Origin of the sequence: Synechococcus sp. UW69 (assembly GCF_900474185.1) — a bacterium.
Lineage (GTDB): Bacteria > Cyanobacteriota > Cyanobacteriia > PCC-6307 > Cyanobiaceae > Parasynechococcus.
In genome coordinates, this window is the sequence record NZ_UCNW01000005.1 from 1 (window position 1) to 13,588 (window position 13,588).

Genomic DNA, 13,588 nt, shown 5'->3' on the forward strand with positions numbered 1-13,588 from the left:
GGAAGGGCAGGAGAGCCCTGCCTGGTTCCGAGTGTAACGGAAGTTTGCGCTGTGTGTCCATAGCTTGCGCTGTGTGTCGGCAGTTTGCGAAACCAACGCCGAAGCGGGGCGCGTCGTCAGAACAAGGTTTCCGAAAGACTTAAGATTCATGAGACTCACCAGGGCAATCTTTGGTTCTGATCCGCTGGATGCAAGCCGGCCATCGCCTGGAGGAGACCGTTCCCCTGGCTCAGGCCCGTCACAGGCGCATGGAGCTGGAGGCTCAGGGTGCAACGGTTTATTGGAGTGAACGGCTGGCCCGAGGCCATTACTGCTGAGAGGCTGGGGCCAATTAGTGAGGGCCCATGCAGCGTTTAATCCAACTGCTTTGCCTTGGGGTTGCTTCCGTTGGCCTGACCAGCTGTGGGCTGTTGCCCTCCGGCAGCGACAAGCCAGACGCCAACGCGCGCGCTTCGCTTGAACAGCTTGAGCAACGACTCAACCAGCTGGAGCAGGAGCTTGAGGCACTGAGATCTCCCGACAGCAAGACCCCGGCAGGCCCCCTCCGCTCCCTCACCTTGCGGATCGGCACCGAGGATGACCGACTTCGGATGTACTGGGCCGACGGCCAGACGAGCAATCTGATCTGCTCTCAAGAGGGCAAGGGTGTCTGGGCCTGTGGTTGAGCTGGGCACAACAGCTGCTGCAATGCCGGCAGCCAGGCTTCCTCTACAGGCCAGACCTCGCGGCGCGTGAAGGAAAAGGCGATGCTTTTTTCGGCATAGGCCGCTTCGTTCACAAACACCGGGATCTCGCCATCAACCCAGAGCTCACCGTGATCCGTCCCGTCCGCAGCTCTGAACATGGCCTGCGAAGAAGCGATGCTCTGCCAGTCGCGCCCTTGAAGCTCGGGATGAACAAGGGCAAGCGGTTCACCATCCTCGCCCTTCGGAAGATCGCGACTCCCCAAGTGTCGATGCACCACAAGAGCACCCGGAAGCCGGGCAGATCCCTGACGAACCTGGTCCAAGGCCCTTAGGCAGGTTTCCAAGCCAAGACGGGTCTGCTCAACGATCTTGGCGTTCAGGACACCTTGAGGCACGGGGCCAACCTCAATCACCAGTCCGCAGGGCCAGCATTCCACCAGGAAACCAGTCTGCTGGGCATCCGCTTCATGCAGATAGATCGGCAGGCCGAGAGCCTCCTGAACCAGAGCGGCGAGGGCAAGATCGGCAGGCCGACGCCCGTAAACCACCAGTGAATTGCCCATGGCTGCTGTGGTGCTGTGCAGATCAAGTGCCACGGCACACGGTTGCTCTCCGTTGAAGCCATGCAGCCGAAGGAGTTCGCCTGCTCGCTGGAATTCCAATCCAGAGGTCTCCCGATCCAACAGATCCGGGAGAAAACAGCGGTTGAGGTCGCGATCGACGTAGCGGCAGCGACGGTGCAACGCCTCGGGGTTGCCGATCACCCTCTGCACCAGCAGCCCAGCCGCATCAATCAGATCAGGGTTGGCCTGCCACTGCTGCAGCAACCAGGGGGCATTCACCTCATTCCCATGGGTGCCGGCCACCACCAGAACGCCACAGCTGGTCATGGACATAGCGCTCGGGGTTCTGACTGAAGCACGACTCCCAGCGAAGATAAAAGCGATCCAAACCGAGCCATGTCGATCCCACCTGTTGTGGTCAGTGCCGCCCGTTGCGGCTGGCGATGGCAATGGCAACGGCTCATGGGTGGGCTGGGGCCAGCCGATACCGGAGGCAATTACACCCGCCCGAGCAGCGATCCGCTCCCCCCACCGACCCTGAACCGCGAGGAGCTGCTCCAACGCAGCCCAACTCAACGCCCTCTCCTCGTGATCGGGCGCAGTTGTCCCTGGGCGCATCGCACCTGGTTGGTGCATCAGTTGCGAAATCTTCAAGACAGCGTCAACCTCCTGGTCGCGACAGCGGATCACAACGCCGGGCGCTGGGCGCTCAACCCTGCCTGGGAAGGCTGCGACACGCTTCTAGCGCTGTACCGGCACTGCGGCGCACCACCGACCTACCGGGCCACCGTTCCTGTTCTGGTGGACCCCAAGACCCGCACCCTGCTGGGCAACGACAGTGCTCCACTGGTGGAGCTGTTGAACCGCTGGCCGATCAAAGGCTCAGTCATCGACCTCGCACCGCCGGAGACGGCCGACAGGATCGAGGCCTGGCAAGCCCTGCTGCAACCAGCGGTGAATGACGGTGTTTACCGCTGTGGTTTCGCCCGCAATCAAGCGGCCTACGACCGCGCCGAAGCCGATCTCTTCGCTGCCCTCGATACGGTGGAGCAGAGCCTGGAGATCAACGGCCCATGGCTGTGTGGCACAACATTGAGCCTGGCGGATGTGCGGCTGTTCCCCACACTGATCCGCTGGGAGCTGGTCTACGCACCACTGTTTGGCTGTAGTCGGCGCCCGCTCTGGCACTACCCGAACCTCTGGCATTGGCGACAACGGCTGTACGCCTTGCCTGGCATCGCCGACACCTGCGACGGCAACGCTTGGCGGCAGGACTATTTCGGCGCCTTATTTCCCCTCAATCCCGGTGGGATCGTTCCAGCCGGTCCAGACCTGAGCACACTGGTAAACAGCACGGCTCCGTCGGGATGACCAGCGCAGATCCAACCTTTGACGGTGTCTACGGCACCTACTCCATCACAGATATCGACCGCCAGGAGGTGCGTTCCTATCGGATCGCCCTGTTGATCACTGGCCTCAGCCTGGCCGCAGGACTGCTGCAGTGGTGGCAAATCGGAAGCACCTGGGCTTGGGTCTGGGTGCTTCCAATCGCCACTGCACTGGGGCTGTCCCTGCGTTGGATTCACATCTATCTCCGCCCTCTGCACCGCGCTCTTCAACTGTTTTGGCTCACCGGTTGCATCGGTTGGGGCGCCCTGCTGATGCATGCAGGACCCTCCACAGCCCTTGCCACCCTGCGAGATCAGCCGTTGTGGATCCTGGCCGTCGGCCCCCTGTTCGCAGCCTTGGCAGGGATCGGCTTCAAAGAGTTTTTCTGCTTCCAAAGACCCGAAGCCATCGGTCTGACCTTGCTGCTGCCAGCAGCACTGCTGGGACATCTGCTGGGGCTGATCAGCGGGTCTTTCTGCCTGGTCTTGTTGGAGAGTGCAGCGTTGCTGCTGGTGCTGCTGGCCCTGCGGAAATTCGGCATGGATGCGGCAGCAGATGTGGGCGATAAGAGTGTGTTTGCTTATCTGGACGGTCAACTGCCAGCAGGCACGCCGTGAGTCTGATCAGCCTGGTGGGTGCCGCCAAGGATTTTGGAATCCGCACCCTCTTCTCCGGCCTCGATCTCCACATCGGGGAAGGTGAAAGGCTGGGGCTAATCGGCCCCAATGGCAGCGGCAAATCCACCCTGTTGAAAGTTCTGGCGGGGAAGGAGCCGCTCGGTGAGGGGGAACGACGCTGTTCACCCCGGCTTCGAGTGGAGCTGGTGGGCCAGGAGAGTCGCATCACCCCTGGGCTATCTGTGCTGGAACAGGTGCTGGAAGGCTGCGGTGCCAAACGGGATCTGCTGTTGCGATTCAGCTCCCTCAGCGACGCGGTTGCCACAGACCCCAGCAATGAAGCTCTGCTCTCGGAGCTGGGTCAGCTCAGCCAACGGATGGATGAAGAGGAAGCCTGGAGCCTGGAGCAGCAATGCCGGGAAGTGCTGCAAAAATTAGGCATCAGCGATCTCCAACGCCCGGTCGACGACCTCTCCGGGGGCTATCGCAAACGGGTGGGACTGGCGTCAGCCCTGGTGGCCTGCCCAGATGTGCTGTTGCTGGATGAACCCACCAACCATCTCGATGCCGCCGCGGTGGAGTGGTTACAGAGCTGGCTGGATCGCTATCCAGGCGCCCTGGTGCTGGTCACCCATGACCGCTACGTGCTCGATCGGGTGACACGGCGAATGGTGGAGGTCGACCGAAGTCAAGCGCGCACCTACCAGGGGAACTACAGCACCTTTCTGCAACACAAAGCAGAAGAAGACGCCTCGGAAGCGGCGTCAGCGGCCAAGTTCAAAAGTGTGCTGCGCCGTGAACTGGCATGGCTACGGCAGGGGCCCAAGGCCCGCAGCACCAAACAAAAAGCGCGCTTGCAACGCATCGAAGCGATGCGCGAGCAGAAACCGAACCAGGCCAAGGCGAAGCTCGAGATGAACGGCATCAGCCGTCGCATCGGAAAACAGGTCATTGAAGCCGAGGCGGTTGGCGTGACAGCCGATGGCTCCAGCGAAGGCCATCTTCTGCTGGATGGCTTCAGCTACAGCTTCAGCCCAGAAGACCGCATTGGCATCATCGGCCCCAACGGCAGCGGCAAATCCACCTTGCTCGATCTCATCGCTGGACGGAGAGAGCCCACCCAGGGGTCTCTGCGCCTTGGGGAAACCGTTCACATCGGCTACCTGGACCAGCACACCGACGCCTTCGACCAAGGCAAAGGACTCGAACGCAAGGTGATCGAATTTGTCGAGGAAGCGGCCAGCCGTATCGATCTGGGGGGTGAGCAGGTCACCGCATCACAACTGCTGGAACGCTTTCTGTTTCCACCCGCCCAGCAGCACAGCCCCTTGGCCAAGCTCTCTGGAGGCGAGCGCCGGCGACTCACCCTCTGCCGAATGCTGATCCAGGCGCCCAACGTGCTGCTGCTGGACGAACCCACCAACGATCTCGATGTCCAAACCCTCAGTGTTCTCGAAGACTTTCTCGAGGACTTCCGGGGCTGCGTGATTGTTGTCTCCCATGACCGTTACTTCCTCGATCGCACCGTCGATCGTTTGTTCTCCTTTGAAGAAGGACGGCTGAACCGTTTTGAAGGGAACTACAGCGCGTTTCTTGAGCGGCAACGCCAAGAGGAACGGAACCAGAACGTGGTGTCCAAACCCTCGGCCCCAAAACAGGAACGCAGCCGCGAGACCAAGCGCGAGGGCCCGCGTCGTCGGAACTTCAAGGAAAACAAGGAGCTTGCTCGTCTTGACCAACAGCTCCCAGAACTGGAGCTGCAGAAAGGCAATCTTGAACAGCAAATGACACGAGAGGGTGCTGATATGGCGAAGCTGAGCCTGGATTTGGCTGATCTAATCTCCCGAATCGAACAGGCCGAAGAACGCTGGTTGGAACTCAGCGAATTAGCGCCATGAACAACGATCTGAGCCGGTAGCTGTAGCCACGGATACCACCGCTTCAAGTCAACGTTGTCGGAAGGTCATGGGGGTGGATTCCACCACTCCAAAACCGATGAATCGCCGTAAGGTGAGACGAGGCCACGGTCTGTATTTATGAAGTCCATCGAAGAGCACATCCAGAAGGATCAATCGGAGATCCAAGCAGCCAAAGCTGCTGGAGACGATGCCAAGGTTCGTCACCTCACCGAAGAGCTCAAGTCGCTGGAGGAATACAAGGAGCATCACCCCGGCGACAGCCACGACCCCACCTCCCTTGAGCTGCATTGCGAGGCCAATCCCGATGCAGATGAGTGCCGCGTCTACGACGACTAACGCAACGAGCCCAGGGAATCCAACGGGGGCTTAGTAGTCCTCGTTGTAGTCGGAGGGGCTGCCGGTCAGGCTGCAGACGACAGCCTCCTCTTTGCGCATTTGCTTGACTTCAGCGATGGGTCGACCCATCCGCTGGAGTACCACAATGTCCTCTTTCGTTTGGCAACGAGCGATCACGCCGCCTTTGTTGTCGAGACAGGTGTAGAAGGTCATGTCATGCGAGAGACCACTCCCGTTATGGCTCCACATCGCATATCCCACAAGCATCCGTGTGGCCGAAAACACGGAAACATTTCGTGCGATCTGACTCAAACCCCGAGCTCCGCCCAAGTGGATGCCAGCAACTGATCAAGGTTGGCTCCCATTGCAGCGGAAATGCTCAACACAGGGCGACCGCTCGCTGTTTCAAGATCCTTGAGAAGCTTGGGAAGATCCTCCTCTAAGACCAGCTCCTGCTTGTTAATCGCCAACAAACGCGGTCGATCGACGAGGCCATGGCCATAGGCCTCTAACTCCTGCTCGACAACGTGCAGGTCAGCCACAGGATCCTCAGCACCGGCGTCAACCAAGTGGATCAGCAGGCGGGTGCGCTCGATGTGACGCAGAAAATCATGCCCAAGACCTGCACCCTGGGCAGCCCCTTCAATGAGCCCCGGAATATCGGCGAAAACAGTTCCATCCCCACTGGGTCGGCGCACAACACCAAGGTTCGGAACCAACGTGGTGAAGGGGTAATCGGCAATCTTGGGTCGCGCAGCAGACAGCACGGCGATCAAGGTGCTCTTTCCGGCATTGGGAAGACCAATAATGCCCACCTCAGCAAGCAACTTGAGTTCCAGCTGCAGGGGCCATTCCTCACCCTCACGGCCCTCAGTGAATTTCTCAGGCGCACGGTTGCGATTGCTGAGGTAGTGGGCATTGCCCAGACCACCACGGCCACCGAAAGCGACGGTGAGACGCTCGCCCGGAGTCGTGAGATCACCAAGAAGGATGCCGGTCCGCAGGTGTCGGACTTCGGTGCCGCAAGGCACCTTGATCACCAGATCCTTTCCCGAGGCGCCGGTGCACTTGTTCGGACCACCACGCCGACCGTCATCGGCAGCGAACAGGCGTTTGTATTTGAAATCGAGCAGAGTTTGCAGGTTGCTGTCGGCCTCAAGGACCACAGGTGCCCCATTGCCGCCGTCACCGCCGGAGGGACCTCCAGCAGGCACGTACTTTTCTCGGCGGAAAGCAGCGATACCGTCGCCGCCGCGCCCACCTCGGACCGTGATCCGTGCCTGATCGATGAACTGCACGGTGCTGCCGGCTCAATCCAATCCATAACCCTAAGATTCAGCCGATGCAGTTCTGCCGTTGGCCGGCGTCCGTTTCGAAGACCTCAGCAAGACCTACCCAGCACGCGGCGGTGGGGATCCCGTTGAAGTGATTCGTCAGTTGAATCTGACAATCCAAAATGGCGAATTCTTGGTGCTGGTCGGCCCCTCGGGTTGCGGCAAAAGCACCTTGCTCCGACTCCTCGCTGGTCTTGACAGGCCCACAAGCGGCGAGATCAGGATCGGAACCCGGCCCATCAGCGATGTGCCGCCTGCGCGCCGCAACGTCGCGATGGTGTTCCAGAGCTACGCGCTCTACCCGCATCTCAATGTGCGGGACAACCTCAGCTTCGGCCTACGAAGAAGCCAATCGAGATCCACACTCCAACGCATCCAGGATCAAGCCTTTCGAGCCACGCGATCGTTACCAAATCCACTGCGTGTGCGATCTGTCAGGGAGCAAAGGATCGAGACCAGGATTGACACCGTCGCTAAATCACTGGAATTGACTGAGTTGCTCGACAGATGGCCGAAGGAACTGTCTGGTGGCCAAAAACAACGGGTCGCCCTCGGACGGGCCATGGCGCGAAATCCTGAGGTGTTCCTAATGGATGAACCCCTCAGCAATCTGGACGCCAAGCTCAGAACGAGCACGCGTCAAAGGATTGTCGAACTGCAGCGAGAACTGGGGACAACAACTGTTTATGTCACCCATGACCAAGTCGAAGCTATGACCATGGGACACCGCATCGCGGTACTAAACCAAGGGCGATTGCAACAACTTGGGACGCCCATGGAGTTGTACCAATGGCCCTCCAATATCTTCGTCGCCCAATTCATAGGGAGCCCACCGATGTGCCTAATGCCAGTCACTGTGGGACCGAACGCAACCCTCATCCTGGGCGGGAAACGCATACAAGTTGAGGGGGAAATGATGGAGCAATTGCTTCGAAGAGAAGGCCAAAATCTCACTGCCGGATTGAGACCAGAACATTGGCATCTGGCACCCGCAACGAACAGAAACCTAAAAGCAAAAGTGAGCCATTGCGAACGTCTTGGTAATGAACAGATCTTGACGTGCCGACTCGAAGATGGAGGGCATCTAATACAAGTAAGAAGCACTCCGGAGGTCAATGTGAACCCAGGCGATCAAATCAACCTGGAATCTGATCCAACCGGATGGAGACTCTTTGATGACGATGGAGAAGCGATCCGAGACCAACAGTTATCGGCGCTTTAACCCTCCGCGAACAGACCACAAACCGAAGCATTAGCCCTGCTTCATTTGGAAGCAAACTCAAATGAATTCGGTTGAGAAAAGGGTGCATAGCGTGGAGTCAAACCCACTGATTTCAAACCCAACACCTGAGCTCTACATCAACACCTGATCGCAACATCTGGGATGAACCGACTGGCTGTTTACCCTCACCGCACCCAGACAACACTGCACCCCGGTCCGCCGTCCCCCTGTTCGGCATCCGTCACCCGTTCCACGTAAGGCACCGTATCCAGCCAACTGCGCAGGCCACGCTTGAGCTTGCCCGTTCCGATGCCATGGATCACCCACACCGGGCCATTGGCGCTGCGGAGGCGTTCTTCGACCGCCGCTTCGGCCTCATGCACCCGCAGGCCACGCACATCCACAGTGTTGCGGCTGGTGCGCACCTGCGCACCAGCGCCGCTTGCAGAACGAGTTTGCACCTTCACCACAGGCTTAGGGGGCGGCTCAGGCTTGCGACCATCAAGACTCTCCACAGCAACGAGATCCACCGTGGTGCGCATCACCCCGCAACGGACCGTGAGTTGAAGGCCGTCATCGGTAATGGCTAAGACATCCGCAGCTTTGCCAAGAGCCAACAACCGCACGCGATCACCCACCGCCGGACGCCACCCCGGCTTGGGTGCACCCCGTTCAGGGGTCGGGCGGTGATGGTCTTCCAATGTGCGGAGCCGTTGGCCAGCCCTCCGGGCGGTTTCCCCATCGGCACGCTCATCACGAAGCCGGCGAATCAGCGTGCGGACCTCTTTCTGCCCTTTACGGATCGACTGCTCTAACCGCTGACGGCCCTGCTCCTGGCGTTGCGCTGTCTGCTGCTTTTGCTTCTGCCAGCGCTGCAGCAACTCCTCGTGCAGAAGCTCGGTGCGGGCCAGCAGTGCTGCCGCGTCTTCCGCCGCGGCCTGCTGGCGCTGACGTTGCTCCTCCAAGCCGCGAATCACACTGTTCACCTCACCATCACCTCCAGGAGCTAGGAGCTGCTTCGCCTGCTGAAGGACGTCGGGGTCAAGGCCCAACCGCGTCGCGATCGCCAGCGCATTGCTGCGTCCAGGAATTCCCCACAGCAATTCATACGTGGGAGACAGCGTTTCAGGGTTGAAGGCCACAGAGGCATTCTCAAAACGAGCGTCGTCGTATTTCAGGGCCTTGAGTTCACCGAAATGAGTGGTTGCGATCGTGAGTCGGGCTCGTTCAGCAAGAGCCTTGAGCAAAGCCGTGGCCAAGGCCGTTCCCTCGCTGGGATCCGTTCCGGCACCCACCTCATCCAGCAGCACCAGAGCGGGAGCACCACCCCCCTGCAATGCCTCCAGGATGCGCCCAATTCGCTTCACATGACCACTGAAGGTGGACAGGCTCTGCTGCAGGGATTGTTCATCACCGATATCCGCCAGCACCTGAGCACACCAGGGCAATGAAGGTTGCCCCGCACAGGGCAAGAGCATGCCGGCGCGCGCCATCAGTGCAGCGAGACCGATGCTTTTCAGAGTGACCGTCTTGCCACCCGTGTTCGGCCCAGTGATCGCAACCACCCGCAGCTCCGGCGATACCTCCACAGAAATCGGAACCACCGGAGGCCCTTCCGCCCGTTTGTGCTGCCAAACCAACAGGGGATGCCTGAGACCTCTGAAGCTGAAGGGAGCGTCCTTTGTCTCCTCAAGCTGGGGAGCCACACCTCCAAGCCAGCGGCCGTAGCGCCCACGAGCCAAAGCAAGATCAAGGGTTCGCAGCACGGCTGCCAGTTGGTTGAGAGCAGAGGCTTCCTCCGACACCAGAGCGCTCAGCTCCGCCAACACCTTGCGTTCCTCATCCCGGATGCGGGATTCCAGCTCCACCAGCTTGTTGCCGAGGGTGAGCACCGAGCGGGGTTCCACAAAGAGGGTGCTGCCTGAGGCCGAACTGTCGTGAACCTGACCCGGCACCTGGCTCACCGCACCGGCCTTCACCGCCAGAACCGGACGGCCATGACGCTCGGCGATCACACTGTCCTGCAGGGATGGGGCCAAGCGCCGCAGCAACTCCTGCAGCTTGTCTCGACGATCCTGGCGGAGACCATGCCATTGATGCCGAAGCGCCGACAACGCAGAGCTGGCACGATCGGCAATACGACCACCCTCCTCTAGGGCAAATTTGAGCCGCTGCTCCAACTCCGGCAGCGTCACCATGGTTTCAATCAGGCTGGTGCAAACCGGGCGCAGCTCGGGCTCGTCGATCTGACGGCGCAGACGACGGGCCGCTGCCAATGTTTCCGCCACGGCCAAAAGCTCCTCCCCGGAAGCCACACCCCCTTTGCTGCAGCGCAGCACCACCGGCATCAGGTTCTGAACCCCGCGAAAGCTGAGACCCCCTTCAGTGAGGTCATCAAGCACCGCCATTTCAACGGTCTCGGCCAGGCGTGTTCTCGACTCCGCCAGGCTGGCCGGCAACGGCTGTAGCCGCGCAGCATCACGACCCATGCCGGTGCTCGCAAAGCCGCTGAGATGGTCACAAACCCGGTGCCACTCCAGCAGTTCGAGTGTTTCCTGCTGAGCCCGGTCCGCCTCTTGACTCAAGTCAACTGCAATTGGAGGGGATGCCACCGGGGGGTTCATAAAGCATTTCGAGCCAGTTGCCTTCCGGATCTTTTAGATAAAAAGACGCCGTACCGTCGCGGTGGTCATGGACGGCACCAACGTGCACACCCTGCGATTTGAGACGGTCGTGAATCACATCAACCTCAGCACGATCGCGAAAATGGAAGGCGAAATGTGGGCCAGCGGCCTTGTAATCCGGGCCTAACAAGGCGAGTCCATCGCGACCTTCCCCGGCTTCCAGGTAGCACCAATCGTCGGCGCGCCAGACCAGGCGCATCCCCAAATCGGTGTAGAAGGCAACAGCCCGATCAACATTCTCAACGCGGATCGCCACGTGCCCGAGGCGATCCACACCCGTCGATTGATCAACTGTTGCCATCGGATCAGGCCTCCTTCAACCAGGCCGCTGCATCGCAGGCGTGGTACGTGAGAATCAGATCGGCACCGGCGCGCTTGAAGCTCAGCAACGTCTCCAAAACGACGGCCTTTTCATCGATCCAGCCCCGTTCCGCCGCGGCCTTGACCATCGAATACTCACCACTGACGTTGTAGGCAGCGATGGGGAGTTCTGATTCCTGGCGAAGGCGGTGGATGATATCGAGATAGGCCAAACCAGGCTTCACCATCATGATGTCGGCGCCCTCCTGCTCGTCGAGCTGGGCTTCGGTGATGGCCTCCCGAGCATTGGCGGGATCCATCTGATAGGTGTCTTTGTTTTTGGGGATCGGCTTGCTGCCAGCGGCACGCGGCGCTGAGTCGAGAGCTTCCCTGAAGGGTCCGTAATACGCGGAGGAATACTTCGCTGTGTAGCTGATGATCCCCACATGTTCGAAGCCTTCATCGTCGAGGGCTTCACGGATGGCTCCAACGCGGCCATCCATCATGTCGCTGGGACCGATCAGATCAGCACCCGCTTCAGCCTGCACAACCGCCTGCTTGCAGAGCAGTTCAATGGTCTCGTCGTTGAGCACGACTCCGTCCTGACTGACGATCCCGTCATGACCATCACAGGAGTAGGGATCCAGGGCGACATCGGTCATGATCGCCATCTCTGGAATGGCTTGTTTGATCTGGCGAATCGCGCGCGGAATCAAGCCGTTGGCGTTGAAACACTCAGCACCATCTTCTGTTTTCAACCCCTCCGAGACCTTCGGGAAGAGAACGATGCATCGCACCCCAAGGTCGTAAGCGCGCTGAACTTCTCCGGTGAGGGAGGCCAGACTCCAACGGCTGGCACCTGGCATCGCACCGATCGGCTCCACCTCGGTGCCTTCATGCACAAAGAGGGGATAAATGAAGTCTGCAGCCGAGAGGCTGTGCTCACGCACCATGGCGCGCAGCGCGGGTGTACGCCGAAGACGACGGGGGCGGTAGGTGAGCTCCATCAGACCCAAACACAAGGTGTGATCGTAAGGGTCACCCGATCAGAGGGCCGCAGAACGAAGCCACTCTTGACGTGGATGTCCCGTGCGCTTGGCACGCAACTGCTCGAGCAGACGACGCTCCTCCTCACTCCAGGAGGACGGCATGGACAGTGTCAGCGTGAGGAAGAGATCACCGCGACCTGACTTCGCAGGCCAGCCTTTGCCCTTAAGCCGAAGGCTGCGGCCTGGGGCGGTGCCTGCTGGAATGCTGACCTGCGCCTCACCATCTGGGGTCATCACGGAGACCATGCCTCCAAGGGCCAGTTCATCAAGGCTGACAGGCAGATCAGCACGCAGCTGATCCGACTCCAACCGCCAGATCGGGTGCTCCTGAATCTTGAGATTGAGATAGAGATCGCCACGCCGACCGGTTCCGGGTTGCAGGTTGCCCTTGCCCTTCAATCGAAGCCGAGAGCCGGTCTTCACTCCCGCAGGGATGCGCACTTGAACGCGCTCGTTGTTGACAGACAAGCTGCGCTCGCCACCCCGAAAGGCTTCCGCAAAACTCACATTGACCGAGGCCTCGGCATCCAGATTCACCGGAGGTCGTGAGGGCTGGGCGCCACGGGGAAAACCTCCTCCTGCGAATCCGCCTCCAGGAAATCCACCCCCCGGGAAACCGCTCCCTGCCGGCCCACCGAAACGTCCCAGCAGGTCGTTAATGAAATCGTCGAAGTTGCCGTAGCGACCGAAGTCGACGTCCATGCCGGGTGCTGCTCCCCCGCCCATGCCACCGGCCTGATTCCAGTACTGGCCGAATTGCTCATAACGACGCCGTTTCTCCGGGTCGGAGAGCACTTCGTAGGCTTCACTGATCTCTTTGAAACGCGCCTCAGCCTGCGCATCACCAGGGTTGACGTCGGGATGATATTGCCGCGCCAAGCTGCGGAAAGCTTTCTTGATGGCATCAGCGTCGGCACTGCGATCAACACCGAGCACCTGGAAATAGTCCTTGTATCCGCTGCCTGCCATACCCATTCAGTGGTCTTCCTATTTTCACCGCAAAGAGCCTGCGTTGTTGCTTCCGCATGGAGGGAAGCCCGAACGCATCAATGCGACCTAGCTTCGGGCCATTAGCTGCATCGGCATGCGAGGCGTTGCTTCATCCCTGCTGGCAACCGTGCTGCTCGCGGCTGGCGGAGCCGTCGCACCGGGACTGGCCGCTCCATGGGCCAGCACGATCGGGGAGCCCCTGCGCGACTCCAGCCCCCAGGCCGTCGAACTCACGGATCATCTAAGGGCAATTGGAGCCAGGTTTTACGGCGCTTGGACATGCCCGGCGTGCTTCAAACAGATGAACCTTTTTGGCAAACAGGCCGGAGCGAAGCTGCCCTATGTGGAGTGCCGCAAGCCGGAGACGCTGCCGAAGCAAGCCGAATCCTGCAGCGCTGCAGACATCCGGGCCTATCCCACCTGGGTTCTTCCCGATGGACGCCGAAAAGTTGGCGTTCAGTCTCTGGATGCCCTGAGCCGCTGGAGCGGGCTGAACTGA

15 protein-coding genes are annotated in these 13,588 nt (G+C 60.1%); 8 read left to right on the plus strand and 7 right to left on the minus strand.

Annotated elements, in window-relative coordinates; all coding sequences use genetic code 11:
• Nucleotides 1-170: 170 nt before the first annotated feature.
• Nucleotides 171-317, plus strand: a complete 147-nt coding sequence (locus DXY29_RS13305; RefSeq protein WP_166017640.1) for a hypothetical protein — start codon at nt 171-173, stop codon at nt 315-317.
• A 27-nt stretch (nt 318-344) separates the two neighbouring features.
• Entirely contained in the window at nt 345-665 is a 321-nt protein-coding gene (locus DXY29_RS02515; RefSeq protein ID WP_115022663.1) for a hypothetical protein, read from the plus strand.
• Here DXY29_RS02515 and DXY29_RS02520 read toward each other — a convergent pair.
• Nucleotides 632-1,576 carry an aspartoacylase gene (locus DXY29_RS02520; RefSeq protein WP_115022706.1) on the minus strand — a complete coding sequence of 315 codons (945 nt, stop codon included), beginning with the start codon at nt 1,574-1,576 and terminating at the stop codon, nt 632-634. The two genes, DXY29_RS02515 and DXY29_RS02520, sit on opposite strands and share 34 nt — an antisense overlap.
• Before the next feature lie 69 nt (nt 1,577-1,645).
• Here DXY29_RS02520 and DXY29_RS02525 point away from each other — a divergent pair, with 69 nt between their 5' ends.
• The 4 genes from DXY29_RS02525 (at nt 1,646) to DXY29_RS02540 (ending at nt 5,510) form a co-directional block, all read left to right on the plus strand.
• Nucleotides 1,646-2,620: a glutathione S-transferase C-terminal domain-containing protein gene (locus DXY29_RS02525; protein ID WP_115022664.1), complete on the plus strand. Its 975-nt coding sequence runs from the start codon at nt 1,646-1,648 to the stop codon at nt 2,618-2,620.
• Entirely contained in the window at nt 2,617-3,255 is a 639-nt protein-coding gene (locus DXY29_RS02530; protein ID WP_115022666.1) for a DUF2301 domain-containing membrane protein, read from the plus strand. Before DXY29_RS02525 ends, DXY29_RS02530 begins: the two co-directional genes overlap by 4 nt.
• Nucleotides 3,252-5,153: an ABC-F family ATP-binding cassette domain-containing protein gene (locus DXY29_RS02535; protein ID WP_115022668.1), complete on the plus strand. Its 1,902-nt coding sequence runs from the start codon at nt 3,252-3,254 to the stop codon at nt 5,151-5,153. Before DXY29_RS02530 ends, DXY29_RS02535 begins: the two co-directional genes overlap by 4 nt.
• A 138-nt stretch (nt 5,154-5,291) precedes the next feature.
• Entirely contained in the window at nt 5,292-5,510 is a 219-nt protein-coding gene (locus tag DXY29_RS02540) for a CP12 domain-containing protein (protein ID WP_115022670.1), read from the plus strand.
• Between the two features lie 30 nt (nt 5,511-5,540).
• Here the strand turns inward: DXY29_RS02540 and DXY29_RS02545 are convergent, their stop codons facing one another.
• Both DXY29_RS02545 and cgtA read right to left on the minus strand, forming a co-directional pair.
• Nucleotides 5,541-5,723, minus strand: coding sequence for a hypothetical protein (locus DXY29_RS02545; protein WP_115022671.1), 183 nt, complete (start codon nt 5,721-5,723; stop codon nt 5,541-5,543).
• Between the two features lie 95 nt (nt 5,724-5,818).
• Nucleotides 5,819-6,808 (minus strand): Obg family GTPase CgtA, encoded by a 990-nt coding sequence (cgtA, locus tag DXY29_RS02550; protein ID WP_115022673.1) that lies wholly within the window; start codon nt 6,806-6,808, stop codon nt 5,819-5,821.
• A gap of 58 nt (nt 6,809-6,866) precedes the next feature.
• Here cgtA and DXY29_RS02555 point away from each other — a divergent pair, with 58 nt between their 5' ends.
• Nucleotides 6,867-8,066, plus strand: a complete 1,200-nt coding sequence (locus DXY29_RS02555; RefSeq protein ID WP_115022675.1) for an ABC transporter ATP-binding protein — start codon at nt 6,867-6,869, stop codon at nt 8,064-8,066.
• A 185-nt stretch (nt 8,067-8,251) separates the two neighbouring features.
• Here DXY29_RS02555 and DXY29_RS02560 read toward each other — a convergent pair whose 3' ends face one another.
• From DXY29_RS02560 to DXY29_RS02575, 4 genes are read right to left on the minus strand one after another with little or no spacing between them, the layout of a single operon-like run.
• Nucleotides 8,252-10,690: an endonuclease MutS2 gene (locus tag DXY29_RS02560; RefSeq protein ID WP_244279289.1), complete on the minus strand. Its 2,439-nt coding sequence runs from the start codon at nt 10,688-10,690 to the stop codon at nt 8,252-8,254.
• The gene (locus tag DXY29_RS02565) at nt 10,653-11,051 is read right to left on the minus strand and encodes a VOC family protein (protein ID WP_115022678.1); all 399 of its coding nucleotides are present in this window, start codon (nt 11,049-11,051) and stop codon (nt 10,653-10,655) included. Before DXY29_RS02565 ends, DXY29_RS02560 begins: the two co-directional genes overlap by 38 nt.
• Nucleotides 11,052-11,055: 4 nt before the next feature.
• Complete coding sequence (gene hemB, locus DXY29_RS02570) at nt 11,056-12,057, minus strand: porphobilinogen synthase (protein ID WP_115022708.1); 1,002 nt, start codon at nt 12,055-12,057, stop codon at nt 11,056-11,058.
• Nucleotides 12,058-12,096: 39 nt separating this feature from the next.
• Nucleotides 12,097-13,068 carry a DnaJ C-terminal domain-containing protein gene (locus tag DXY29_RS02575; RefSeq protein WP_115022679.1) on the minus strand — a complete coding sequence of 324 codons (972 nt, stop codon included), beginning with the start codon at nt 13,066-13,068 and terminating at the stop codon, nt 12,097-12,099.
• Nucleotides 13,069-13,183: 115 nt separating this feature from the next.
• Here DXY29_RS02575 and DXY29_RS02580 point away from each other — a divergent pair, with 115 nt between their 5' ends.
• Nucleotides 13,184-13,588 (plus strand): vitamin K epoxide reductase, encoded by a 405-nt coding sequence (locus tag DXY29_RS02580; RefSeq protein ID WP_115022681.1) that lies wholly within the window; start codon nt 13,184-13,186, stop codon nt 13,586-13,588.

What these genes read in the sequence shown, in the direction of transcription:
- DXY29_RS02515 (WP_115022663.1), top strand. Translation starts at nt 345, where the DNA reads ATGCAGCGTTTAATCCAACTGCTTTGCCTTGGGGTTGCTTCCGTTGGC.
- DXY29_RS02565 (WP_115022678.1), bottom strand. Translation starts at nt 11,051, where the DNA reads ATGGCAACAGTTGATCAATCGACGGGTGTGGATCGCCTCGGGCACGTG.
- DXY29_RS02580 (WP_115022681.1), top strand. Translation starts at nt 13,184, where the DNA reads ATGCGAGGCGTTGCTTCATCCCTGCTGGCAACCGTGCTGCTCGCGGCT.
- DXY29_RS02545 (WP_115022671.1), bottom strand. Translation starts at nt 5,723, where the DNA reads ATGACCTTCTACACCTGTCTCGACAACAAAGGCGGCGTGATCGCTCGT.
- DXY29_RS02520 (WP_115022706.1), bottom strand. Translation starts at nt 1,576, where the DNA reads ATGACCAGCTGTGGCGTTCTGGTGGTGGCCGGCACCCATGGGAATGAG.
- DXY29_RS02560 (WP_244279289.1), bottom strand. Translation starts at nt 10,690, where the DNA reads ATGAACCCCCCGGTGGCATCCCCTCCAATTGCAGTTGACTTGAGTCAA.
- DXY29_RS02525 (WP_115022664.1), top strand. Translation starts at nt 1,646, where the DNA reads ATGTCGATCCCACCTGTTGTGGTCAGTGCCGCCCGTTGCGGCTGGCGA.
- DXY29_RS02575 (WP_115022679.1), bottom strand. Translation starts at nt 13,068, where the DNA reads ATGGCAGGCAGCGGATACAAGGACTATTTCCAGGTGCTCGGTGTTGAT.
- DXY29_RS02530 (WP_115022666.1), top strand. Translation starts at nt 2,617, where the DNA reads ATGACCAGCGCAGATCCAACCTTTGACGGTGTCTACGGCACCTACTCC.
- DXY29_RS02540 (WP_115022670.1), top strand. Translation starts at nt 5,292, where the DNA reads ATGAAGTCCATCGAAGAGCACATCCAGAAGGATCAATCGGAGATCCAA.
- hemB (WP_115022708.1), bottom strand. Translation starts at nt 12,057, where the DNA reads ATGGAGCTCACCTACCGCCCCCGTCGTCTTCGGCGTACACCCGCGCTG.